At 34.7% G+C, this 24,551-nt stretch carries 21 protein-coding genes, 4 pseudogenes and 2 riboswitches; of the genes and pseudogenes, 20 read left to right on the top strand and 5 right to left on the bottom strand.

Annotated elements, in window-relative coordinates:
- The first annotated feature begins 230 nt into the window (after positions 1-230).
- From MKY90_RS16630 to MKY90_RS16565, 14 genes and pseudogenes are all read left to right on the top strand, one after another.
- A complete protein-coding gene (locus tag MKY90_RS16630; protein ID WP_002128270.1) occupies positions 231-413 on the top strand; it encodes a hypothetical protein in 183 nt (60 codons plus the stop codon).
- A 25-nt stretch (positions 414-438) separates the two neighbouring features.
- The gene (locus tag MKY90_RS16625; protein WP_098168889.1) at positions 439-954 is read left to right on the top strand and encodes a DUF6141 family protein; all 516 of its coding nucleotides are present in this window, start codon (positions 439-441) and stop codon (positions 952-954) included.
- Positions 955-1,365: 411 nt separating this feature from the next.
- Positions 1,366-2,091 (top strand): annotated as a pseudogene (locus MKY90_RS16620) (helix-turn-helix domain-containing protein); the annotation flags it as partial.
- 199 nt (positions 2,092-2,290) lie between these two features.
- A riboswitch (purine riboswitch) is annotated at positions 2,291-2,394 on the top strand.
- Positions 2,395-2,569: 175 nt separating this feature from the next.
- Positions 2,570-3,448 carry a 5'-methylthioadenosine/S-adenosylhomocysteine nucleosidase gene (locus tag MKY90_RS16615; RefSeq protein ID WP_002128267.1) on the top strand — a complete coding sequence of 293 codons (879 nt, stop codon included), beginning with the start codon at positions 2,570-2,572 and terminating at the stop codon, positions 3,446-3,448.
- A 474-nt stretch (positions 3,449-3,922) separates the two neighbouring features.
- Positions 3,923-4,750: an endonuclease I family protein gene (locus tag MKY90_RS16610; protein ID WP_002033283.1), complete on the top strand. Its 828-nt coding sequence runs from the start codon at positions 3,923-3,925 to the stop codon at positions 4,748-4,750.
- A 284-nt stretch (positions 4,751-5,034) separates the two neighbouring features.
- Positions 5,035-5,514, top strand: a complete 480-nt coding sequence (rraA, locus tag MKY90_RS16605) for a ribonuclease E activity regulator RraA (protein ID WP_002190176.1) — start codon at positions 5,035-5,037, stop codon at positions 5,512-5,514.
- A 379-nt stretch (positions 5,515-5,893) separates the two neighbouring features.
- Positions 5,894-7,678 (top strand): DUF4430 domain-containing protein, encoded by a 1,785-nt coding sequence (locus MKY90_RS16600; RefSeq protein WP_215599469.1) that lies wholly within the window; start codon positions 5,894-5,896, stop codon positions 7,676-7,678.
- Between the two features lie 123 nt (positions 7,679-7,801).
- Positions 7,802-8,629 (top strand): DUF4430 domain-containing protein, encoded by an 828-nt coding sequence (locus tag MKY90_RS16595; protein ID WP_002013950.1) that lies wholly within the window; start codon positions 7,802-7,804, stop codon positions 8,627-8,629.
- A 23-nt stretch (positions 8,630-8,652) separates the two neighbouring features.
- Positions 8,653-9,531 (top strand): energy-coupling factor transporter transmembrane component T, encoded by an 879-nt coding sequence (locus MKY90_RS16590; RefSeq protein WP_033710053.1) that lies wholly within the window; start codon positions 8,653-8,655, stop codon positions 9,529-9,531.
- Positions 9,510-10,874 (top strand): annotated as a pseudogene (locus tag MKY90_RS16585) (ABC transporter ATP-binding protein); the annotation flags it as partial. The gene MKY90_RS16590 and the pseudogene MKY90_RS16585, both read left to right, overlap by 22 nt.
- Before the next feature lie 640 nt (positions 10,875-11,514).
- On the top strand, positions 11,515-12,645 hold the full coding sequence (locus MKY90_RS16580; RefSeq protein ID WP_215551969.1) for an RNA-guided endonuclease InsQ/TnpB family protein: 1,131 nt from the start codon (positions 11,515-11,517) through the stop codon (positions 12,643-12,645).
- A gap of 141 nt (positions 12,646-12,786) precedes the next feature.
- Positions 12,787-13,080 (top strand): annotated as a pseudogene (locus MKY90_RS16575) (ABC transporter ATP-binding protein); the annotation flags it as partial.
- On the top strand, positions 13,053-13,754 hold the full coding sequence (locus MKY90_RS16570) for an ECF transporter S component (protein WP_063219357.1): 702 nt from the start codon (positions 13,053-13,055) through the stop codon (positions 13,752-13,754). The pseudogene MKY90_RS16575 and the gene MKY90_RS16570, both read left to right, overlap by 28 nt.
- A 184-nt stretch (positions 13,755-13,938) precedes the next feature.
- Positions 13,939-14,661 (top strand): YwiC-like family protein, encoded by a 723-nt coding sequence (locus MKY90_RS16565; protein WP_063219356.1) that lies wholly within the window; start codon positions 13,939-13,941, stop codon positions 14,659-14,661.
- Between the two features lie 30 nt (positions 14,662-14,691).
- On the opposite strand, the gene MKY90_RS16560 is transcribed toward MKY90_RS16565, so the two are convergent.
- Positions 14,692-14,883 carry a hypothetical protein gene (locus MKY90_RS16560; protein ID WP_002084448.1) on the bottom strand — a complete coding sequence of 64 codons (192 nt, stop codon included), beginning with the start codon at positions 14,881-14,883 and terminating at the stop codon, positions 14,692-14,694.
- 259 nt (positions 14,884-15,142) lie between these two features.
- Positions 15,143-15,241: riboswitch (SAM riboswitch) on the top strand.
- Positions 15,242-15,279: 38 nt separating this feature from the next.
- Here MKY90_RS16560 and MKY90_RS16555 point away from each other — a divergent pair.
- The 4 genes and pseudogenes from MKY90_RS16555 (at position 15,280) to MKY90_RS16540 (ending at position 17,189) form a co-directional block, all read left to right on the top strand.
- A complete protein-coding gene (locus tag MKY90_RS16555) occupies positions 15,280-15,600 on the top strand; it encodes a hypothetical protein (protein ID WP_002110869.1) in 321 nt (106 codons plus the stop codon).
- Between the two features lie 205 nt (positions 15,601-15,805).
- Positions 15,806-16,243, top strand: coding sequence for an SWIM zinc finger family protein (locus MKY90_RS16550; RefSeq protein WP_002066108.1), 438 nt, complete (start codon positions 15,806-15,808; stop codon positions 16,241-16,243).
- A gap of 22 nt (positions 16,244-16,265) precedes the next feature.
- Positions 16,266-16,841, top strand: a complete 576-nt coding sequence (locus tag MKY90_RS16545) for an NAD(P)H-dependent oxidoreductase (RefSeq protein WP_098169146.1) — start codon at positions 16,266-16,268, stop codon at positions 16,839-16,841.
- Positions 16,838-17,189 (top strand): annotated as a pseudogene (locus tag MKY90_RS16540) (group-specific protein). Before MKY90_RS16545 ends, MKY90_RS16540 begins: the two are co-directional and overlap by 4 nt.
- Before the next feature lie 40 nt (positions 17,190-17,229).
- Here MKY90_RS16540 and MKY90_RS16535 read toward each other — a convergent pair.
- From MKY90_RS16535 to MKY90_RS16525, 3 genes are all read right to left on the bottom strand, one after another.
- A complete protein-coding gene (locus MKY90_RS16535) occupies positions 17,230-18,576 on the bottom strand; it encodes a short-chain fatty acid transporter (RefSeq protein ID WP_098169145.1) in 1,347 nt (448 codons plus the stop codon).
- A gap of 272 nt (positions 18,577-18,848) precedes the next feature.
- Complete coding sequence (locus MKY90_RS16530) at positions 18,849-19,196, bottom strand: VOC family protein (RefSeq protein ID WP_002033235.1); 348 nt, start codon at positions 19,194-19,196, stop codon at positions 18,849-18,851.
- A gap of 44 nt (positions 19,197-19,240) precedes the next feature.
- A complete protein-coding gene (locus MKY90_RS16525; RefSeq protein ID WP_002185385.1) occupies positions 19,241-20,170 on the bottom strand; it encodes a phosphotransferase in 930 nt (309 codons plus the stop codon).
- 743 nt (positions 20,171-20,913) lie between these two features.
- On the opposite strand from MKY90_RS16525, the gene MKY90_RS16520 reads away from it, so the two are divergent.
- Both MKY90_RS16520 and MKY90_RS16515 read left to right on the top strand, forming a co-directional pair.
- The gene (locus tag MKY90_RS16520) at positions 20,914-22,554 is read left to right on the top strand and encodes a M20/M25/M40 family metallo-hydrolase (RefSeq protein ID WP_098169144.1); all 1,641 of its coding nucleotides are present in this window, start codon (positions 20,914-20,916) and stop codon (positions 22,552-22,554) included.
- Positions 22,555-22,956: 402 nt separating this feature from the next.
- Entirely contained in the window at positions 22,957-23,625 is a 669-nt protein-coding gene (locus tag MKY90_RS16515; protein WP_141507043.1) for a serine/threonine protein kinase, read from the top strand.
- A 271-nt stretch (positions 23,626-23,896) separates the two neighbouring features.
- On the opposite strand, the gene MKY90_RS16510 is transcribed toward MKY90_RS16515, so the two are convergent.
- A complete protein-coding gene (locus tag MKY90_RS16510; RefSeq protein WP_098169142.1) occupies positions 23,897-24,460 on the bottom strand; it encodes a GNAT family N-acetyltransferase in 564 nt (187 codons plus the stop codon).
- Positions 24,461-24,551 lie beyond the last annotated feature (91 nt).

The raw sequence follows: 24,551 nt of genomic DNA, 5'->3' as shown, positions 1-24,551 counted from the left end.
AAAACCGTGCCAGGATAGGAATGTATAAAAAAATGTATAGATTCATAGAACTAAAAAAGAAGGTTCCCTTGTGAGAGCAGGGTTCTTCTTTTTCCTTGCTACTGATAATGAGACGTTATGTTAACCAAGTATGCATACAATATACAACCAAAATCAAACAATATATCACTTCTCTCATATGGTAAAATAGGGAAAAAGGAGATGGGAGAAAAAATAAGGGAGGGGTATAAATGAAATATATTAATGGATTATACATATCACTTATATTAATAATGTTTATTAATTTACTTAATACTACAATATTTGAAAATAAATATTCAGGGATAACAATGTATCTTTCTTCCATTATATTCATAATTGGGAGCGCATTTTTCGGAAGTGCAAAACGGCTTAAAATTAGTGAGAAAAAATAAACCATTTAGGAGGTGACAATCATTAATGAAACAACAAGAACAAGTTATCTTTCGTGAGGTTCAGCGATCCCAAATTTGGGTATGGATACTCATATTAGGGATTTCCATACTGATGTGGTATGGATTTATTCAACAAATTATTCTTGATATCCCGTTTGGAGATAAACCAGCTCCTAATGGTGTATTAATTGTTATGTGGTTGTTTTTCGGGATTGCCTTTCCTGTATTAATGCTTGGAGTATTGAAACTGATCATTGAGGTCCGTGAAAAAGGTCTTTATGTTCGTTTTGTTCCTTTTCATTTTCATTTTCAATATAAGCAGTACCTTTTCAAAAATATACATCATTATGAATGCATTACTTACAGTCCACTAAAACGATTTGGGGGATGGGGAATTCGTTTTAACCTTAAGAATGAAAAAGCCTATAACATGAATGGAAATAAGGGTATAGAGTTAAAGTTGCAATATAACACAGTAGTAATCGGCACTCAAAAACCAGACGAATTAAAAAAAGCACTGGACTCAGTACAAAAAGTATAATGAAAATTAATATTCAACAAACGGGCGCAATTCAAGAATTTGTACTAGGTATACCTACTTTAAAAATAACTTAAATTTACTTCCACTTTCGAAAACTATGCAAATAAGTTGTTCACTGGATTCTCATAGAAAACTGTGGTGAGATGAAATTTTTGATTTTGAAGCACTTCAAAATCTTAGCTAGATGGCTATGTATCGGTACCCCACAATAAAAAGGCAGGAACATATCAAATATGTTCCTGCCTTTGATTTTATTAAGTTTAATATCTATGACCTAAATATAATAAAATTTGGAGCTTCTTTTATTTTAGAGAGATGTTTCCTAACAGTTGATTTTGTTAACGAAAGTCGACTTTAAATCTATATTTTGTGTGAAATAAAGTACATATAATAAAAGTATGAGGTGATACAGTGAGAGAAATTCATATTCATAAAATCATTGCGGATAAGAGAAAAGAAAAAGGAATTACACAGGAAGAGTTAGTGGCGTATATCGGTATTACGAAAGCATCTGTTTCCAAATGGGAGACTGGGCAGAGTTATCCGGATATTACATTTTTGCCACTGTTAGCATCGTACTTTAACATAAGTATAGATGAATTAATCTGTTATACACCGCAAATGGAACAGGAAGATATTAAAAATTTATATCATAGACTAGCGGAAGCTTTTAGTGAAGAACCGTTTGATGAAGTAATGATGGAGTGCAGGGAAGTGACAAAAAAATATTATTCTTGTTTTCCATTATTGATTCAAATGGGGCTACTTTTTATTAATCACCACATGTTAACAGAGGATATGGATAGAAGAATTGAAATTTTAGAAGAGGCAATGTATCTCTTTAGCCGAGTGCAGGGAGAAAGTGAAGATGTTTCTCTTGTGAAAGAGGCGGCATCTTTTCAAGCAACTTGCTATCTTATACTCAATAGACCAAATGAGGTGCTTCAATTACTTGGCGAAACGATACGACCTAATTTTCCAGAGGAAGATTTAATCGCACAAGCGTATCAAATGCTTGGAAATACTGAGAAGGCGAATGAAATGATGCAAATTAGTATGTACCAACATTTAATACAACTCGTTGCGACAATACCGAATTATGTAGTAGTAAATGCCTCAAACGCTGAAAAGGTAGAGTAATTGTCTGTAAAAGATCGGTTGTTGTAGGTTAATCTAGTTTAGTATATGGGTTATGAGTTTTTTAGCGTCGTTATCCATTTAGGAATGATGAATCCTAACTATTTAAGTTGTAAAAACGAACATTTTTATTATTTTTATTAAAAGTGTTCACTTTTAGATTGTGTATACACTAAAAGTTTGTTATATTATCAATATAATAATTTTAAATAACATCACTCGTATATACTCGGTAATATGGTCCGAGCGTTTCTACCTAGTTCCCAATGAAAGAACTGGACTACGGGTTAAAGTATTCGGTCATTCGGTGTATTGAGCCGCTACCGTTCTATAATTTAGCAATGGCCTTATCTTTTGCTTAATTAACTTTGACTACCGTAGTTCTAGAAAGTAGAGATTTTTCTACAATTTCTAGAGCTTTTTTCTTTGGACCAAAACATCGAGTATAGAAAACAACAAGAGAAAGAGGAGATTATTTATGAAGAAGAATACGTTGAAAAAATGTGCTGCCCTAGTAACTACTGTTGCATTGTCATTCTCAATACTTGCGGGATGTAATGCGGGTCCAAAACAAGTTGAGGCAAAAAGTAATCAAAAACCAATCTTAATTCAAGGTCCAATGCCAATAGAAGCTGAAAAATTTGCAAAAAGGTTAAAAAATGTGAAAGAAGAAAAATCTGGAACTTTTACCTTTTATAAAGGAACTGTAGACAATTATCCTGTAATCGTTGCGAAAACAGGTAAAGGAATGGAAAATACAGCAGCCGCTACAGCAGTGGCTATTGAAAAATATAAGCCTATAGCGATTATTAACCAAGGAACATCAGGTGGACATGATCCTAATTTAAACGTATTTGATATTGTTTTAGGAAAACAAGTCGCGAATATAGGGTCATTAAAAACAACAAATATGGATGAGAACCAAGGGATTGAACCGGCAAAATGGATATCTATGGACTTAATGGCTTCTGAAGGAAGTGCAGGAGAAGATCCAAATGCTGAGAAAATCCGATACTATGAGGGAGATAAGGATTTACTTGCAGCAGCTAATGCAGTGAAAGATAAATATACAAAAGGTAAAGTGGTGGAAGGTACTATAGGTTCAGCAGACGTTTGGAATAATGAAGTTGATAGAATTAAATGGTTCCATACAAAATACGGTACATCTGTAGAAGAAATGGAAGGTGCAGCAGCAGCGCAAATCGCAAAAGCTTATGACGTACCATTCTTAGGGATTCGCGTATTATCTAACAATAAAACAAACGGCGGAAAATACAACCCAAATACCGCAGCGGCAAATCAAGAATATGTATATGAAGTAGTTAAAAAGTATATAGATTCGATACCAAATAAATAGTAGTAGTTCTGTCTCAATATAAAAATGTTATCATTACTGCACAATGTGTTGTGAACTCAGAATTACCAAAGTTTCTTTAATTAAAATAGATTGGTGCCTTACATGGTATCCAATCTATTTTTGTACTTATTCTACAGAGGAAGAAGGGTTTTACACAAAAAATAAAGACAGTTATAGAAAAAAGAAAAGTCGAACGATTTATCAAATATGCATAATTGCATAAAAAAATTGAAATTTATAAGTTAACATTAAACTACTTTTTAATTGTAAAGAATATTTTAATAATCTTTACTAGAGAAGGATATTCCTTGTGAAAAGTAGATAAACAAAAAGTGTGGAAATAATACAGACTCAATAGAGTTTTGTATTAAATAAAAAGAAAAGGATGGGTATGGCTTTCTAAAAGTTTTTGGGGGCTAGAAAGCATTTTTTAGTTAATAGCTTCAAATTATATTTTAAAGGGGAAATGGGTATATGAAGTTTAGAAATACAAGGCTTGCTATGGTTACACTATCTTCATTTTTTATTTTAGGTACTGCATCTCTATCATTCACAGATATCATACACGGTGAAGTAGCTTCTGCATCACCACAAGAGATTATTGTAAAAAGCTATGACGATACATATTATAATAATGCAATAGGAAAAATGGGTTTAGAATTAAAGAAGGAACTTCATAATATTATTGATGATCATACAAAGTTATCATACAGTGCGGTTTGGGAAGCACTAAGAGATACTGATGAAGATCCAAATAATAAAAACAATGTGCTACTCTTATATACTGGGCGTTCGCAAGGGAAACTTACGAATGGTTCAGGAGTTGATAATTGGAACCGAGAGCATGTTTGGGCAAAATCTCACGGTGATTTTGGAACGACTGCAGGAGCTGGAACAGATTTGCATCATTTAAGAGCGACGGATGTATCTGTAAATAGCTCACGTGGAAATCTGGATTTTGATAATGGTGGTGTGAATCATTCAGAAGCGACAGAATGTAAGTACGATAGTGATTCTTGGGAACCTCGTGATAGTGTAAAAGGAGATATCGCTAGAATGCTATTTTACATGGCTGTTCGTTATGAAGGAGACAACGGCGAAATAGACTTAGAATTAAATGAAAAGGTGAATAACAATAAAGATCCATACATGGGTAAACTATCCGTTTTACTAAAATGGAATGAACAAGACCCTGTCGATGATTTAGAGCGAAAGCGTAATGAAGTGATTTTTACGAAATATCAACATAATCGTAATCCTTTTATTGATCATCCAGAATGGGTAAATAAAATTTGGAATTAAGATTTTTAAAGAGTTTTTAGTGAAATTATACTTTGACAGAAGGGATTGATCATTATGATCAATCCCTTCTTATCTTTATGCTAGAATAAATGGTTTTCATAGGAGTGGAATAGATGATAATAAAGCTTTTTACTTAAAGCAATAGTTTCAAGTGGTAAGCTTTATTTTCCTTCATTTGTATATGACTTTCACCGCACATACAAATTCTTGCAACATTAGACAGGGAAACGAAAATAACCCAAGAATATGTTATATAGAAGGAATAAGGAAAAGAGGGGAAAAAGATGTGGAAAACTACGGATCTATGTGATGAATTTGAAAAGGAATTACAAATATGTCGCCAGTCTTTTCGGTCTTTCGGGAAGAAAAAACAATTCTATGGGAAAATCGCAACGGTAAAAGTGAAGGATGATAATGTACTAGTGAAGGAAGGATTGCAAACATTACCAGAAGGAACGGTATTAGTTGTTGATGGCGGAGCGTCTACGAATTGTGCGTTACTTGGTGATAATTTGGCAGCTATTGCGGAGGAAAGAAAGCTAGCAGGGATTATTGTGAATGGATATGTTCGTGATTCTAGTGAACTAAAGAATATAGATATTGGTATTTTAGCGTTAGGGACGATGCCAAATAGAAGTATAAAAGAAGGAAAAGGAGAGCGTGGTATTTCATTGCAATTTGGACAAGTAGAATGGAAGCCAAATGAATATGTGTATGCGGATGAAGATGGCGTCATTATTAGTGAAAAGAGTTTGCATCGTTAAAGGTTAGTAAGTTACTATTCTTAGAAAATAAATCAGATAAAGCATGGACAAAATTCTTTGTCAATAGTAAAATAATACAGAAAATCAAAATTTGTAGAATGTATAGGTTTATCGTATTTACGATAAAGTGAAATTTTAATCAGTGGGGATTTTGTTCATCCCACTGATTATTAGCCTCACCAATCGGGCATTTACGGGCAGTTGATCCCTACCTAACTTCTTTGCTTTCGTTGAATTTGAGGTGGGGGTCTTACTGCTCGTTAATGCGGGTAGGAGGTGTTGTACATTCTTGTTCGACACTTACAAAAAGAGAGTGTCAACCGCATACCCTTAAAGGGTCTTTTTTGTGTGAATGTTAGTAAAGGGAGGGAATTTTGGGATGGCAATGTTAAAGAAATGGCTGCTTACATCATTAATGGCAGTGGCACTTGTATTTGTTTCTTTTGCGAATACAGTACATATTACGTTTGCTGAAGGAAAGACAGCGAAACTTGCAATTATTGGTGAATCACAAAAAGGAATTATGTTATGTCCGAAAGAAGTTTCCATTGAAGATGGAGAAACAGCTTTTAGTTTGCTACAAAAAGTTATGGGTGACAAAGTAACATCTGAAAGTATGTCATTTGGAACGTATATAAAGGGCATCGATGGATTAATGGCCGGAGCAACGAGCGGTTGGTTGTATGATGTAAATGATAAATCTGCAGAAGTTGGGGCGGATAGTTATAAATTAGAGTCTGGGGATGTTGTTGCATTTCGTTACGTTGCAGACTGGAGCAATATGAGTCAACAAACGTTGCAACAAACGTTAGATAAATTTGGCACTTGTAAAACTGTAGAAGAGCCAAAACCAGAGGAACCGAAAACAGAAAAGCCAAATGGTAAACCAGAGGAACCGAAAACAGAAAAGCCAGATGGTAAACCAGAAGAACCGAAAACAGAAAAGCCAGATGGTAAACCAGAGGAACCGAAAACAGAAAAACCAGATGGTAAACCAGAAGATAAAGTAACAGAACAACCAAAGGAAGAGAAAGTTGAAATTCCAGCAGCACAATTAAACGAAGCGATTTCTAAAACATCAGAAAAGATGTTACAAGATGGAATTGGTAGTGATTGGGTTGCGATTGGACTTGCTCGTTCAGGTGTAAATGTTCCGCTTGAAACGAAAATAAACTATGTTAAGCCAGTAGCTGAAAAGGTTAAGAAGCGTTTAAATCGTTTTTCAGCAACAGATTTAGCTAGAACGATTATTATGATGAATGCAATGAATGTCGATCCTACAAAGGTAGAGGGACAAAATTTAGTACAAAATTTATTTGAATCAGATAAAGTGAATTCTGTTACAGGATACGCATTTACATTACTTGCATTAGATACAAAGAAATATGAGATTCCGGCCGAAGCAAAATGGAATCGAGCTGCTTTAGTACAAGCACTTTTACAAGCGCAGCATACAGACGGTGGCTGGACATATGATAGTTCAAGTAGTAAAGAAAGTGCTAGTAACGTTGATGTAACAAGTATGGTATTAGCAGCATTAGCTCCTTATCAAGATCAAGCAGATGTAAAGCCAGCTATTCAAAAAGCTGTTGATTATTTATACAAGCAGCAGCTAGGTAATGGTGGTTTTGCCGCTGATGGACAAGAGAATTCTAATAGTACTGCACAAGCAATTATTGGACTATCGCTAGTTAAAGATGTAGATCACGATCGTCTTAATAAAGCAGTACAAAATTTAATGTCATACCAGCTTCCAAATGGTGAGTTTAAATGGTTACCAAGTGATCAAAAAGGTAGCGGAATGGCTACAGAGCAAGCATTTTTAGCTTTACTTCAGTTTAAAGATCTTGGAAAATCGATTTATGATTGGTCAAATGTAGTAGAGAATGAAATTGATACGAAACCAATTGTAGAGCCAGAGACAACTGTAGAAGAAAAAGAAGTTGTAGAACAGCCGAAACAACAAGAAGAGTTACAAGAACAACCAAAAGATGAAAATCTAAAAGTTGTTGTAGATAACGAACGAGTTAATAAAGAAACAAACAAGAATAAGAATCAATTACCACAAACAGGAGCATCTTCTCATAGTGCAGCTACACAAGTAGGTATGGGTGTATTATGTATCGCTTCTGCATATGTATTATGGAGACGTAAAGCAGCTTAACAAAAATTAGGAGCAATCATTTGCTCCTAATTTTATTATAAAAGTGAGGGCTAATAATGAGTGGGGATGAACAAAATCTCCACTCATTAAAGTTTCACTTTAATATGAAAGGTGAGGGACAGCATGAGTAAGATGAAATGGTTCATTTCTTTAGTTCTTTCATTGGGATTATTAGCCGGATGTGAAGAAACGGCTGTAAAACCTGAGAAGAAGGCAGAACCGAAGCAAGAAGAGCAAAAAGAAGTAGCGAAACAGGAAGAACAAAAAGATGTACCGAAACCGGAAGAGAAGCAAGCTGAACCGGAACAAAAACCACAAGAAGAGCAGAAAGATAAACAAGAACAAAAAGTAGAAGAGAAACCGAAAGAAGAAAAAGCGCAGGAACAACCTGAAGTAAAGAAAGAAGAGAAACCAAAGGAACAGCCTGCTGCAAATAAACAACCAGAGCAACAAAAAGTACAAGAAGAGAAACCCCAGCAACAGAAAGCGCCAGAAGTAAAAGAAGAGGCGAAGGTTGTTAATCAGCCGAAAGAAACACCGAAACAGGAGCAAAAGGAAGATCCGAATAAAGAGGAGAAAACGATACCGACTCCGGTAGTACCAACTCCTGAACCACCAAAACCAGATCCAGTACTAGTACCGAAACCGCAATCGAAACAAGTTACTATCTCCGTAAAAGGTCATGAAGGATACTTATTAGGTGCGAAAAAGGTTGATGTACAAGAAGGCGACACAGTTTACAGTGTGCTAACGGGCACAGGACTAGAGGTTGATGCAATGGGCTCTAAAGGTGATATTTATGTAAAAGGTATTAATGATTTATACGAGAAAGATATTACTACTACTAGTGGCTGGAAATATCGTGTGAACGGTGCTTTTCCAAACTATAGTGCTGGTGTAGTTAAAGTAAAACCAGGCGATACAATTGAGTGGGTGTTTGTATTAAAATAGGAAAGGATCTTCGGTAAAGGACTATGAAAATAAGCTTTTCTTCTTTACATCCTTTTGTTAATTTTTTCTATTATATTGGGGTGATGATACTATGTATGATGTGTCTTCATCCTCTATTTTTAATTGGAGCGATTATACTAATAGTAATCTTAAATATAGTACAAGGAAATGGCGAGAAAATAAGAAACATGCTGCCAAGTACTATCGTATTCTTTCTAATGGTAATTTTATTTAATTCTTTATTAACGCATAGAGGGGCGACTACGTTATTTTGGTTAGGAGATAGCCGGATTAAGCTTGAGGCAGTTATGTTTGGGCTTGTTATGGGGTTATTATTAGTTGCGATTATGTTTACGTTTGCTTCTTATAACGATATTATTTCGAGTCATAAATTTTTATATTTATTTTCGAGAATTTCACCGAAAGTAGCATTGTTAACGATGATTACAGTGAGGTTTGTTCCTTTGTTTATTAGGCGGTTAAAGAAAATTACACTCGTCCAAAAAACGAAAGGTGTGCAATTAGATTCAGGTTCACTCATTGAGCGTATAAAAAATGGAATGAAATTACTGCAAGTGTTATTAGTTTGTTCGTTAGAAGATGCACTTCAAACGGCAGATTCTATGCAAGCTCGTGGGTTTGGTGTAACGAAGCGTACGACATATATTCGATATAGAATGGAAAGACGTGATTTGTATACGCTAAGTTATTTAGTTTTTCTATTAATAACTTCATTTATATTTAGTTATTATGGCGGTGGGAAATTGATTATCTATCCGAAAGTGGAATCAATACTGTTCCAGCAATACGATGGAATGATGTTTTTCCTATTTATGATGTTTATTAGTTTACCGATTATGATGGAAGGAAGGGAATCGATATGGTGGCGCATGCAGAAATAAAGAATTTATCATTTATATATGCTGATGAAAATGAAGAAGCGTTACAGCATATTTCTCTTTCTGTTCAAAAAGGAGAATTTATAGTACTTGCTGGCGGTTCAGGTTCTGGGAAGACAACTTTATTAAAACATTTTAAAAAGGAATTACTGCCAATTGGCACGCGTTCAGGAGAGATATTTTATGATGACGTTTTATTAGAGGAAGTACCTGATTTATTATCTGCACAAGACATTGGTATGGTATTTCAAAACCCAGAAAATCAGCTCGTAATGGATACAGTGATTCAAGAATTAGCATTTTCTTTAGAAAATATCGGGTTACCATCACATATTATTCAAAAAAGAATAGCGGAACTTATTAGCTTTTTAGGATTTCAAGATTTGTTACATCAATCTGTTCATACTTTATCTGGTGGTCAAAAACAACTAGTAAATTTAGCAGCAGTATTAGTCATGCAGCCGAAGTTATTATTACTGGATGAACCGACAGCGCAGCTAGATCCGATTGCTGCAAAAGAGTTTTTAGGATTATTAAAACGTATTAATGAAGAACTTGGAATTACGATCGTTTTAAGTGAACATCGTCTGGATGAAGTGATACCACTTGCAACACGCGTTATTTGTATGAATAACGGCCGAATCGTTTATGATGGTAGTCCTAAAACGGTTATAGCTAACATGTGGGAAGTTGAAAAGTTCCGTCCATTTATCCCGCAAATTCCAAGATTGTTTTTAGAGTGGAATGTAGAAGATATTCCGTTTACAGTGCGAGAAGCGCAAATGAAAATGAATGATTTTTCAGCGATATCATATAGGGGTGGGCAAGTAGAACAGTGTGAAAAGCAAGAAGTGATCTTAAGTGCAGAACATATATCTTTTCAATATGAGAAAAATAGTCCCCTTATTTTACGAGATTTAACAGTGAACATCGAAAAAGGAAAATGGACAGCTCTAGTTGGGAAAAACGGAACCGGGAAGTCTACACTGTTAACGATTTTAGCAGGATTACAAAAAGCTAGAAGAGGGAAAGTAAAGTGGAGTGGAAAAGTGATACATAAAATTGATTCGAAAGAACGATTTAAAAGTATAGGATATGTATCGCAGCACCCATACTATCATTTTACATTTGATACAGTGTGGGAAGAAGTGTATGAACGTGCAAGTGAATTATACGGAGAACAAGGAAAAGAAATAGCAGAAAATATGCTAAAACAGTTTTGGTTATATTCGCTTAAAGAACGTCATCCGCATGATTGTAGCGGCGGGGAACAACAATTACTCGCATTATGTACAACGTTATTATCAAAGCCGACTTTATTATTGCTTGATGAACCGACAAAGGGTAACTAACTGTTACGATTTATTTAACCAATTATAACCAAAGTTAATTAAATATATCAGTAAGCCCTGCTAGTCAAGTGATTGGCTAGTAGTGAGGGTTAACTGCGGGCAATCCCTAAAGCTGATTGAACTACAACGTGGCTAGAAATAGCGAGCGTGAATGTTGCGAAAGCAGAAAAAATCAATCAGATCGTGCAAGGTTAAATCCTAAACACTAGAACAATGGGTCTTCCGCCTCGAATCATCTAAGTCAAAATGGATAAGATGAACGTTCAACGACTATCTCGTATAACTGACGAGAGTACATCACAAGCCTATGGTGGTGGAAAAATCCTCTATCTCTAAGTAGATAAACATATAGTCTGCGCTCATGTGAAAACATGAGAAGTTCATAAGAGAACTGGCTAAGGAATTGCGCCCTTAGTTGAACAAGATAAATTTTATTGAATCTATCAAACTTCATTGAAGATATAGAACGTATGTGCTATGTTTGGTTCGATGAGGTGAGAATCATAATGAAATTTTCACGAGTTAGTCAAGTATCAGAATTAACAGGTTTGCATCCGAGTAGTCTAAGGAGAATGCTGGTGGAACACGCTACTATTCAGAAGAACAAATCTTTCATTAAAGGAGTTAAATTCTGATGATATTGGCGAAGAAAGTCAGACTAATTCCAACGCCTGAACAAGAAAAAGTGCTTAGAAACCATGCTGGTGCTGCAAGATTTGCTTATAACTATTGTAAAAGAATGAGTGATAGATACTATAAGCTATTTGGAAAATCTGTTTCACAGTTAGCTTTACAGAAACGATTTACAAAGATCAAGAAGCGAAAGAGATATGAGTGGTTAAAAGACATTAATGCACAAGTGCCCAAACAGGCTTCAAAAGATTTTGATACGGCGAGAAAACATTCGTTCAAAAAGTACAAAAATGGTTATCACACCTCTTATAAATCCAAAAAAGATTTAATCCAAGGATTTTATGCCAATTATGAAAGACTGATTATAGGAAAGAAAGTAGTTGATATTCAGTCCATTGGAGAAGTGAAAACAAGCCAACAACTACCAAGAAACAAAAAACCATCAAATCCAAGAGTTACCTTTGATGGTCGTCACTGGTGGATTAGTGTAGGATTCCAAGAAGACTTTGAATTACAAGCACTAACCAATGAGTCGATTGGTGTGGATGTTGGTTTAAAAGAGCTGTTTGTAGCTTCTAATGGTATGAAAGAACGAAATATAAACAAAGATGCCAAGGTTAAAAAACTTTTGAAAAGGAAAAAGTCAGCACAAAGAGATATGTCTAGGAGATTTAAAAAAGGTGTAAAAATTCAATCTGCCGGATATGAAAAAGCGAAAACTGAGCACCTGCGGTTATCTAGGAAAATTACGAATATCCGAAATAACCATATCCATCAAGCAACAGCTAAATTGGTGAAAACCAAACCAATGAGAATTGTTGTGGAAGACTTACCTATCTCAAACCTGTTAAAAAACAAAAAACTATCGAAAGCATTTTCCTTTCAAAAATTAAACTTCTTCTTTCAATGTTTGTCATACAAGTGCGAGAAGTATGGCATTGCATATGTAAAAGCTGATAAATGGTTCGCCTCAAGCAAGATTTGTTTATGTTGCGGAGTAAAATACGACCATTCAGTTCAACCAGAAGGACAGTGGAGTTTAAAAATACGTGAGTGGTGTTGTGTTAGGTGCAATAGCCATCACGATAGGGATGTAAATGCTGCGATAAATTTATCAAGATGGGTAAAATAAATGCTTGATAATAGGAGGTAACGATACTGCCTCGTGTGGAGTGTTATACCCCTCGTCCCTTCGGGGTTGCGAGAACACGATGAAGCACTAACTCGTGTAAATTTGATTGAATTGTATAGATTTAGTTAAGTTTATCGTATCGGACTAGATCCATGGAAAAAGGAAAGAGTAGGAGAGCTATTTAAGCAGTTGCAAAAAGAAGGTACAACAATTGTAATGGCAACACATGATATTGAGTTTGCAGCGAAATACGTTGATCAGTGCATGATGTTATTTGACGGGAAAGTCATTATGAATGATGCACCGAAAGAGTTCTTTAGTGGTAACTTCTTTTATACAACATCTATTAATCGATTCATCCGTAGAGAGTTGCCATTTGCATTAACGTGGGAGGATGTGTACGAAGCGTGTCCAAACGATATGTTGCATTCATAATATTTATTTTTGCCGTTGTAATATGTACACTACTCTTTACGACTCTGATTATGGACGGGTATTACATGGTAAGTAGCTTGTTTTTATTAGCTGTCATTATGCTACCTTTCTACGTCCGTTTTGAAAGGAAGGCGTTTGTTTCACGTGAAATTGTTATCGTTGCTGTGTTAGCGGCGATTGCAGCGGTTAGCCGGGTACCATTTTCTATTTTACCAAGTGTACAACCGACTTCTTTTGTCATTATCGTTTCTGCAATTGTTTTTGGGAGTGAAACTGGCTTTATGATTGGGGCAACGGCGGCTATTGTATCTAACATTTTTTTAGGACAAGGTCCGTGGACGCCGTGGCAAATGTTCTCTTGGGGCATGATAGGGTTTATAGCTGGATTACTTCGAAATACATTTTTGATGAAAAAACTATGGGGACGACTCATATATGGATTTATCGTTGGATTTTTATTTGGCTGGATTATGAATTTTTGGGGACTTCTTGGTTTTATACAGGAAGCAACGTGGGAAACAATTATTGCCTACTATATCGCAAGTTTTTACTTTGATCTGAGTCACGCAATATCGAATGTTATTTTCCTTCTGTTATTTAGTACGTCATGGATTACGATCCTCACAAGATTTAAAAAGAAATACGGTATATTAGATGAGCATAACGTGACATAGAAAAGCATACTCATATAAGGTAGGGTCGCGACTTACATATTTGTTTGCCTCTTTCATGCTTCTTACATATTGTAAGGAGCATTTTTTATTGTCAAAAAATAGATCTAATATATATCCGTTATTATATGAAATTATTTGTATAATAGTAGGTGAGAACTATTTTCAAGAGGGAGGTGTATAGTTAATGAAGTTAGTTATTCCGAAGCAACATGGAGCATGGGCGATGCTTGTCATACCATTTCTATTAAGTGTATTACTTGGTAAACCTACTTTTTATCATATCCCATTGTTTTTAGCCTGGTTCTTTATCTATCTAGCCACGTATCCATTTCTCATGTACATAAGGCAAAGACGAAAAAAAGAATTTCTACACGCTACAATTGTTTATTTTATCATTGCATTTGTATTTGGGATGATTTCTTTATTATATGAATGGCGAATTCTTTTATTCGCAGTATTAATGATTCCATTGTTTATTGTAAATATGTATTACGCTCATCAAAAAAATGAACGAGCATTACTAAATGACATTTGCGCGATTATAGTGTTTTGTATAGGCGGCTTAATAAGTTATTATTTCTCCATGAAATTTATTGATAGAACAGCATTATTCATTGCGCTTATTTCATTTCTATATTTTTTAGGAAGTACCTTTTATGTGAAAACGATGATTCGTGAAAAAAATAATCCGAAGTATCGTTTTATATCTTGGGGATACCATATTGTATTAACAGTAATTGTATTTGCTATAAATCCATGGTGTTCACTCATATTTGTACCAAGTGTAATTCGGGCCATTATGTTGTATGGCAAAAAGATTTCTATATTAAAAGTAGGGATTTTAGAAATTGTTAATTCTGTATATTTTTTAATAATAACGGTAATAATGATGAAGTATGCCATTTGAAAAAACTTCCCATCTTTTGATGGGAAGTTTTCATTCTTGTTCTAAAATGTGAACGGTATAATCACATCTTTGTAATGCCTGCTCTACAGCGTAAAGGGATTGTTCAATGCGTGCGCGATTAAAATCTTCTTCAACAGTTTGTAATGCATCTTCTAAACAATGTTTCGCTTCTTGTAAGGAATGAAAAGAATCTTGTACGTATCCACGAGCATTCTTTTTCAAAGTAGTAGCCTCCTTTTGTACATCTTTTTGTAGTATGAACAATAAAGAAGAAAATATGATTTTTTATATGTATCCCGCTATTTGTGGACAGGAAAACGTCTATGTCAAAATTTAAAGAAGTGGGAGTCGGGCGGTCCGTAAATGCCCGATTGGTGAAGACTAATAATCAGTGGGGGATGGACCACTCCCCATTGATTAAAGTTTCACTTTATTTGACAATTATAATAAAATTGCGTATAGTAAGATTTAAGTGAATATTTTCTTATCCAGAGAGGTGGAGGGACTGGCCCGATGAAACCCAGCAACCGCGATGCAGGTGCTAATTCCAGCAGAACATATTTGTTCTGGGAGATAAGACGAAGATATACGTAACTTCTTCTTATCGGAGAGGTTTTTTTGTTGCAAAAAAACCGATTACGAAAACATATAATAAGAAGAAAGGGGTTGCGAAGTACTGTGACACTCGAAAAATACGTAAAACTGCGTAGTACAGTTTATGAATATATGATAGAGCAAGATAAGCCAATATCATTGTTAGATATTCAAGAACATATCGTTTCGCATCATGAAGGAAAATTCACTAAAAAAATGTTACATCAATTTTATTTATCAAGACTATTAGATGAACTCAAACTGGATGGGAAAATTACTTTAGCTGATGATGAATATCGCTATGCTGAAAAAGGGGTATTTTATAAGGCGGGAAAAGGGAGCTGAGCTCTCTTTTTTTTGAAGTATGTAGAGTAAAAGACTGCTAAAGCAGCCTGATACAAGGGAATGGTGTTGAGTGTGTAGTGTCAAAGATTGAATGTGCCTGAAAGAGGCACTTCATATCGGCTGCAAATGAAAAGAGACACCTCCGCCGAATAGGTGTCAGTCGTTTTGTCACGTAGACTCGCTACTTGACAGTTATTAGAATAACATGCAGGATTTTGGAAGTCAAAAGGGAATTAGAGGAAGAGGTGTTGTGATGTATGCATACTTATTAAAAGATATAATGAAATGGATTCCAAAGTACATTATAGATAGAGGATATGAATATTATGAAGAGGGACATGTAGAAGATGTTGAAATACACGACAAGAAAGTATTTGCTTTCGTTACTGGAAATGCAGGGAATTATGAAGTGATTATTGATCTTGAAGATTTTGCAGAAAGCAGCTGCGAGTGTCCTTATGAAAATTATTGTAAACATATGGCGGCAGTTGTGTATGAAATTCAAGGTGCTGGTGAGAGTACAGTTAAAGAGCAATTGAAAGGTTTAGAAAAAGAAGAGTTACTAACAGTATTAAATCGTTTGTTACAAAGTTCGAAAAATGTGCAAATTGTAGAGAAGATGTTAAAGAAGGAGAAACTTTAACTAAAGAGGGAGTTGTTTTGTAGTGAACGTACTAATTATATATGCTCATCCTAATCCTTCAAGCTTTAATGGGGCAATTTTAGAGCATGTGCAAAAAGGACTTGAGGAAACAAATCATTCTGTTACGCTACTTGATTTATATAAAGAACAATTTGATCCAGTGCTTGTATTTAATGAAGAGAAGAAAAGACGTGATTTACTAAATGAAGAAGAGACGAAGCGATATAGAGAATTAGTGCAGAAAGCGGATATTCTTCTTTTCATATATCCGATATGGTGGTGGGGCATGCCTGCTATTTTAAAAGGATTTATCGATCGTATTTTTATAGCTGGATTTGCTTATAAATATGAAGGAGCTTTACCGAAAGGGTTATTGAAAGGAAAGAAAGCATGGGTTATTAATACGTTAGACTCACCGTTATGGTACGTGGCACTATTATATCGATCAGCGGATTGGATTATGATGAAAAGAGGGGTTTTACGTTTTTGTGGTATTGGCAATATAAAACGTTCTACTTTTCAATCTGTGAAAACGAGTAAAGTAACGAAGCGTGAAAAATGGCTGTTACAAATAGAAGAAGCGGCTCGTACATTATGAATGAAATCGATCGTATTATAAAGTGTTGCAATTATGATGACGAACTTTTGCGTACGTATATTAATTGTTTAGTCCAATTGAAGAAATACAGCGAAACGTTTCAACAAATTCAAATACAATTAAGAAATGATTATTTAATAAGAGGGATTTGTGAAAGAGAAGTTGATGAGGTGATAAAGGGAAGTAAAGAATATGAAACATATTTTCTTCCTAAAGTATTGCAGTGGAATTTCCTTAAGAACAATCCTCATATGATTGAAAAAGTATGTGAAGATTTGTTTACATATGAAGCATTAAATCATGCAGGTAGAGTGGAGAAAGGTAATAAGCTGTATAGATAATGAATGATTTATTATATAAAAAAGCTAGTATAAAACTAGCTTTTCGTTTAAATAAATAAGAAACATAGACTAATGATAAATCCTGCATATAGTAAGTTAACAACACAAAATCCCATAATATCACGCGCGCTTAAACCAGCTATCGCTAATGCCGGTAATGCCCAGAAAGGTTGAATTAAATTTGTCCAAGCATCGCCCCATGCAATTGCCATCGCTGTTTTCGCGGCAGGTACACCAAGTTCAGCGCCAGCTGGAATCATAATTGGTGCTTGCACTGCCCATTGACCGCCTCCAGATGGAACGAAAATATTTACAATGCCAGCACTTAAAAATGTAAAGAGCGGGAATGTGGTTTCATTTGAAATACTAATAAAGAAAGTAGAAATAGCTCCTCCAAGCGAAAGACCTTCACTATTTACTCCAATCATCATCCCCATAATTCCAGCATAGAACGGAAACTGAAGTAAAATACCTGAAGCACTCTTAGTTGAGTCAGAGAAAGCGCGAATATATTGAATCGGAGTACGGTGGAAAATAAGACCGGCAATTAATAACATAAAAATAACGATATCAAGTGTAAGGTTAAAGCCTTTCGTACTAAAATAGTTAAAAATATAAATAAGACCTAATAATCCGATGCAAAGTGTAATAATCATACTATTTTCCATTTTTTCAGCGAACGTATTGTTCCCTACTTCTTGAGCGGCAGCTTCTTCATGGAATACGCTAGGATCTACAGTAATTGTATGCTTTTCATCTGGATGCATGGCCCGGTTAATGAGAGGCATCGTAACGAGAAAAATAATAACTGGCACGAGTGCGTATGGTGAGAATAACGTTTCTGTTATTGGAATCGCTTCTTTAATACTTCCAGCTGTCGTTTTAATTAACGTTTCGCCGCCAGTTGCTAACGTAAGAGGGATAGAAGCAGACAGACCTGCATGCCAAATGAGAAATCCAGAGTAGGAAGAAGCAATTGCTAACCTATAATCTAAACCTTCTAATTGTCTTGCCACTTCTTTTGCATATAAAACAGATACAACAATACCAAATCCCCAGTTTATGTATGCTCCTAGTAAACTTACGATTGAAATTGCAATAATACCTTGTCCATTTGTTTTCGGTAATTTCGCTGCTCTCGTTAATCCTTTTTTAATAAGAGGAGCGTTTGCTAATGCAGATCCTGTCACGAGTACAAGAGCCATTTGCATAGAAAAGGCGAGAAGTCCCCAAATGCCATTGCCCCAATGCGTAATCATTTCGACCGGTGTTTGGTGCGTGGCAAACATGCCGAAGAAGATAACGAAAACAGTTAATAAAAATGATAAAATAAACGGTTCTGGTAAGAAACGCTGCACAAGGGCAACACATCCATTTGTAAATGAACGAAACAAAATAGATCAACCTCCTTATGTATGTTTATTACAATGTTCGAGGTTGTTTGGGGGATAACCTTTAATTTACGGAAAATTCAGACATTCAAGATGATTGTAATTTATTGATAGATTGATATTATTAATAAATGGATAGGCTTATACTAAGTTGGATAGATTAAAAAAGTGCACCTCCGATTGTTAGACTGTGTCTAATAATCGGAGGTGCACTTTTTTATTTACCTTATTGAACTAAAGCATCTGTTAGCATAATAGCAAATGATTAAAATCCACTATTTCTCCCAAAGCTCAATCAATCGCCCTTCAGGATCTTTAATCCAAATAAACTTTCCAAATTCACTAATCTCTTCTTTCTTTTCAAGAGGTACGCCAATTTGTTCAAGATGCTGAATAGTCTCGTTTAGATTATGTACTTGGAAATTTAACATCACTTGTTGTTCTGTAGGAAAATAACTATCATTCTCGGCAAAGAAAGAAAAGATAGTCTCAGTTCCTAATTCGGGTTTAATCACAGTCCCGTTCCAATTTTCTATTTCAATCTTCAACACTTCACTGTACCATTTTTTTATAACATCAAGATTTTTAGTTCTCCAAAATATTCCTCCGAAACCTTTTATCATCGTATTTAACTCCTATCTATCTTTAAATTTTTAATGACATAAGTTCAACCTTCAATAAAACGCAGTGCACAACGGGAATGGTGATCGGTAAGATCTTTTGCAAATTGTTGATTCGGAAATCCTCTGTGAAGCAATCTCAACCCGCCTGAAGTTAAGGATATATGATGATGGAATCGATAGAATAACATCCTGTTGGGGTCGAGAGTATCATTCTTTAAATATCGATAATAATCCCCAAATCGGAACTGCAAAAAACTGTGCTCATGCTCAATATCAAAGAACTCGGCTCCTTCGATATCAATCAAATAAGGTTCTAGTTTGTCATTAATTAATACATGATCAGGGCCGAGTTCCCCATGTATAAATCCATAACGACTTCTTGGTTCAATTTTTGATTCAAGCTCGTACAATGTATCGAGTAGATTGCTATGACTAGCCCTGATGCTGTCAATATGTTGGTATGCGTAATCTAAATCTCTTTTTGCATTCTTTATTTGCAAGTGATGACATTTTTCCGTGTTGATCCCACTTTGATTCGCTTTCCCATGAGTAAGTCTCTCGTTGGCATGCATGTCTGCCAGCATATCTCCTATCCGCTGAAACACTTTATCTTTAACATATGAATCGGAATGTTGAAAATAAACTTCTGCCTTTTGTCCATTTACATATTCAACGAGAGCATAATCATAAGGATAACGGTTTCTTTCCTTATTCAGATCATATAGAAGGGGGGTTTGAATTCCTTGTTGAATTAAATACTTGTTATTTAATTCAAATAAATCACTACTATAGGAGTGCTCATGTATATCTCGGTTTGCTATTTCTTCTTGAAAATAATTCATAGTAAGATCCCAAACATACAGAACGCAGGAAAATCCATTGCTGCAGTCAATCTTATAGACTACCTTTTGTGCACCGCCATGCATTTTCGTTACACTAGAAACCAAATAATTGGTACCAAAGACTTTTTGCATATACTCCTGTAAATCAGATTGATCAAGGTGACAAGTGATTCTCAATGAATAACACCCCTTTTCTTAGGTTTTGCTGTCAATCAAACTATATAAAAAATCTAACCAAAAGTATAGACTGTTTATTTATAATTTGTTATGATGTTAGATTGTGTCTGGAAAAATAGTCATATAAAAACCCGTTGGAGCTTCAATGTTTTTTTGATGAAATCATTCTTACTTCTCAAATACCTCGCCACACAAAAACTTAAAATGTATTACAATGAATCTATACGATTTTTAATCCTTCTTCTTTTCACTAACTTTACCATTATTTTCAATTGAGTATTACTGCCCCGTCAGTTTAAGTAAAAAACCTTCACAATCTCAATGATATATTCAAACTCGAATAATCTAATTTCCTGAAAACGTTCCTCAACAATCTCGCCCTTTAGTGGAGTAACTTTATTGCTACTCAGCAGTTTCTTAATACGTCTTTCAGTTCAGATTTTCTTTTCACTATAAAAACCTCTCTTTAGATAAACAGATCTAAAGGGACAAAACATCGCGTCTTTTAAATAAACACCGTGACTTTATTTAAAAGCGATATTAAACATATTCTTCAAATCCTGGAAGCATATGTTTGCCGCAAATGAAAAGAACCATAAGCTTGCCAAACGGAAAAATTATAATTTTGATAGCTGTCGTCATTTTTTATTCATATATTGGAATTGATTTTCATAATGCGGAAAAATAGGGGGATTTATATGTCAAAGTGGCAATCTAAAGAACAATTGGTTCAATTATTAAGCAATCTTGTTGAAATTCCTAGTATTACAGGTTCAGAAGCTGAAGTTATATTGCCAGACTTTGTTGTAGAACAATTATCTGACTTACAGTATTTCAAACAAAATCCGCATCATTTACAAAAAAATCCGACGGGGGATGGACGATATTTTGTTACAGCCCTAGTAAAGAAAAGTGATAGTACGAAAAATACTGTAATTCTTGTTAGTCACTTTGATGTTGTAGATGTACAGGATTATGGAGTGTGGAAAGAAGATGCATTTAACCCTAAAAAATTAACATCTATGTTTTATTCTCATAAAGATGAGTTACCAGATCATGTACGTGAAGATATTGAACAAGGAGATTGGCTATTTGGTAGAGGAACGATGGACATGAAATGTGGTCTAGCTTTACAAATGGCGATGGTTGAGCAAGCTTGTGAAGGAAGATTTGATGGGAATGTTCTTTTATTGGCTGTTCCAGATGAAGAAGTGAACTCTGTAGGGATGAGAGCTGCTGTTCCAAGATTATTAGACTTAGCAAAAGAACATGACTTAGAGTATAAAACGGTCCTAAATTCAGAGCCTATGTTTTCAAGACATCCTGGTGACCAAAATAAGTATATTTATACTGGTTCTATTGGGAAGGTGTTACCTGGTTTCCTTTGCTATGGAAAAGAGACACATGTAGGCGAACCTTTTGCAGGATTAAATGGGAGCTATATGGCTGCATTATTAACAGCTGAATTAGAGTTGAATACGGACCTTTGCGATATTGTAGATGGTGAAGCAAGTCCTCCACCAACTAACTTGCTTCAAAGAGATTTAAAGGAGGATTATTCTGTACAAATTCCTCATCGTGCAGTCACGTTATTTAACTTGTTTTTACTAGAAAAAACGATGACAGATGTAGTTTCATTGTTACGCCAAAAAGTAACGAAAGTAGCAGAGAAAATCGAAGAATCGTATGAGGAGCGAGCGTATCATTTTTCTAAGTATAATCCGTTCATACCGCCGAATCTTAAAGTAAATGTATTAACGTATGAAGAGCTTATCGCTTATGCAATTGAACAACATGGAAGAGAAAAAATAGATGAAATTCAATCCGATATTATAAAAAATAGAGAAGATAAAGATGATCGTGCAGTAACTATTGATTTAGTAGACAAATTATCTATCTTATGTAAAGAAAAGGCTCCAATGATTGTACTTTTCTTTGCGCCGCCATACTATCCAGCTGTGAGTTCACGCAACAATCCTTTAATTAAAGAGGTAGTTGTAGAAATGGAAAAGTATGCCCACTATAATCATAGCATTACATTTGAAAACCAAAATTATTTTGGAGGAATTTCAGATTTAAGCTATGTGGGCTTACAAAACCCATTGGATTCAATGAGTTCTCTTGTAGACAATATGCCATTATGGGATAAAGGTTATTCGATTCCACTAGAGGAATTAGAAGAGTTTGACGTTCCAGTATTAAATATGGGACCAGTAGGAAAAGATGCACATCAATGGACGGAGCGTCTGGACGTAAATTACGCATTTGAAACGTTATTAGATATGTTACCTATATGTATTGAAAAACTACTTGTTTCTAATAAAGTTACACAGTCATAGTGTTTGCATAAGAGCGAGAAAAGGACCGTAGTGATACGGTCTTTTTTTCGTAATGAATAGTTTGAAACCTTAGATTTATGAAATTGTGATGTAAGAATTCTCCTTAAAATAGATTCGCAATAAACTATTTAGAGAGAGTAGATATGGCTTGTACACTTTTTGTAACGATATTTGCCGAGTTTTTGTATAATATAATTATGTGAAGTTAACATAACTTATTGTATCAATAATATATATTTGCGTAGAATATCCATTTTAAGGTTTTGAAGTACCCCCTAAATGAAAATTTTATTTCGCTCAAGTTAGTTACTTAGTGAAGTCTGCTCATTTTTTTCGTATTAGGGAAGAATGTACTTTTTAACTTGATGGGTATGGGGTAGTACCCCTTGTAGCAAAACCGGAGTGGGAATGATGAGTATAAATAGTTTTGTGAGATTGATAAAGGACGAATTATTAAAAGAGGTAAGCATAAGAAGTGAGGATGAATTCGAGCCTATAGTAGTTAAAGATATTCCTAGACTTTGGAAGTGTTTAGGGACAGGTAATTATGCCGCAGTATTTATGCACAAAGAATACAAAGATTGGGTAGTGAAAGTTTACGCGCGAGAAGGAGAAGGAATTGAAAAAGAGTCAGAAGTATACCGAAGAATCGGAAATCATCCTTCTTATTCGAATCTTATATATAAAGGAGGAAATTTCATAGTATTGAAACGTTTAAAAGAAATTACCTTATACGATGCTATCCATAAGGGGATTAAAATTCCTAAGCAGGTAATCCTTGATATCAATGAAGCTATAGAGTATGCAAGGGAGCAAGGATTAACTCCTTGTGATGTTCACGGAAAAAATGTGATGATGGAAAATGGAAGGGGATATGTAGTCGATGTATCTGATTTCTTAAAAACAAAAGAAGATAGTAAGTGGAGAGACTTAGAAAAGGCATATTTTACATTTTACTTGCCTTTCATTTATAAATTGCCTTTCCCTGTTAAAATACCGTATTTCATGTTAAACATTGTTCGACGTTCATATAGAAAATATAAGAAGCTTACAAAGAAATTCAAATTGTAAAAGGACCACATACTTATCTTTAGGTTAGATAAGTGAACCACTAGTAAACAAAAGGACCGTACATTTTAGATATGTCTAATATGTACGGTCCTAATTTTATAACTTCATGAAGTAATTTATTTATAAAATGATTGTAACAATAGAATATACCCATTTCAGTACATTTCATTTTAAACATATTGATGTACTATAGTTCTAAACAAATCACAATAATGGATTAGAAGGGGAATAAACTATGTACACAGACGCAATTGAGTATTAAAATTTCAATCTAATTTACCTTTGCATAGATGCAGGTATCAATTAGTTTTTTACCGTCAGCTGAAAGATCTTCATTACGTAATATCCCTTCAAGCTCAAAACCTAGTTTTTCAGGGATCGCACGACTTTTAGTGTTAGTAGATTCACATCTTATTTCAATCCTTCTAAATTTGAGTAACTGAAATCCAAGGTTTGTTAACTCACTTACTACCTCTGTCATATATCCATTGCCACTAAATTGCGTGTTAATCCAGTATCCAATTTCACATTTAGAAATCTTCCAATTAATTCCGTGAAGGCTAGCGGTTCCAATAAAATCATTAGTATCCTTATGATAGATAAGATAGCGAAAGCTTTCTCTTTTTAAAAAATCTATATGGGCATTTCTCAGGATAATTTCCGTTTCTTCAACAGTAGGAATTGACTGAAATAAAAGCAACCATTGTTTTAACTCATTAATTGAATCCTTAATAGCTTGGTGTACGACATTCCCGTCACCAGCTTGAAGTGGTGCTCGAAGAATTAGTCTGTCTGTTTCTATTTGTAACGGAACATCTAATAAAATAGAATTCATATCATTTCTCCTCTCGAAAACTTTAAATTATGACAGAATGAAACTTATATAATAAAAAAACTTTCACCCAAAAGAAATAATTCTTGAGGAC

Origin of the sequence: Bacillus sp. FSL P2-0099 (genome assembly GCF_038007445.1) — a bacterium.
GTDB classification, from domain to species: domain Bacteria; phylum Bacillota; class Bacilli; order Bacillales; family Bacillaceae_G; genus Bacillus_A; species Bacillus_A mycoides.
This window is presented reverse-complemented; position numbering and strand designations above follow the sequence as displayed.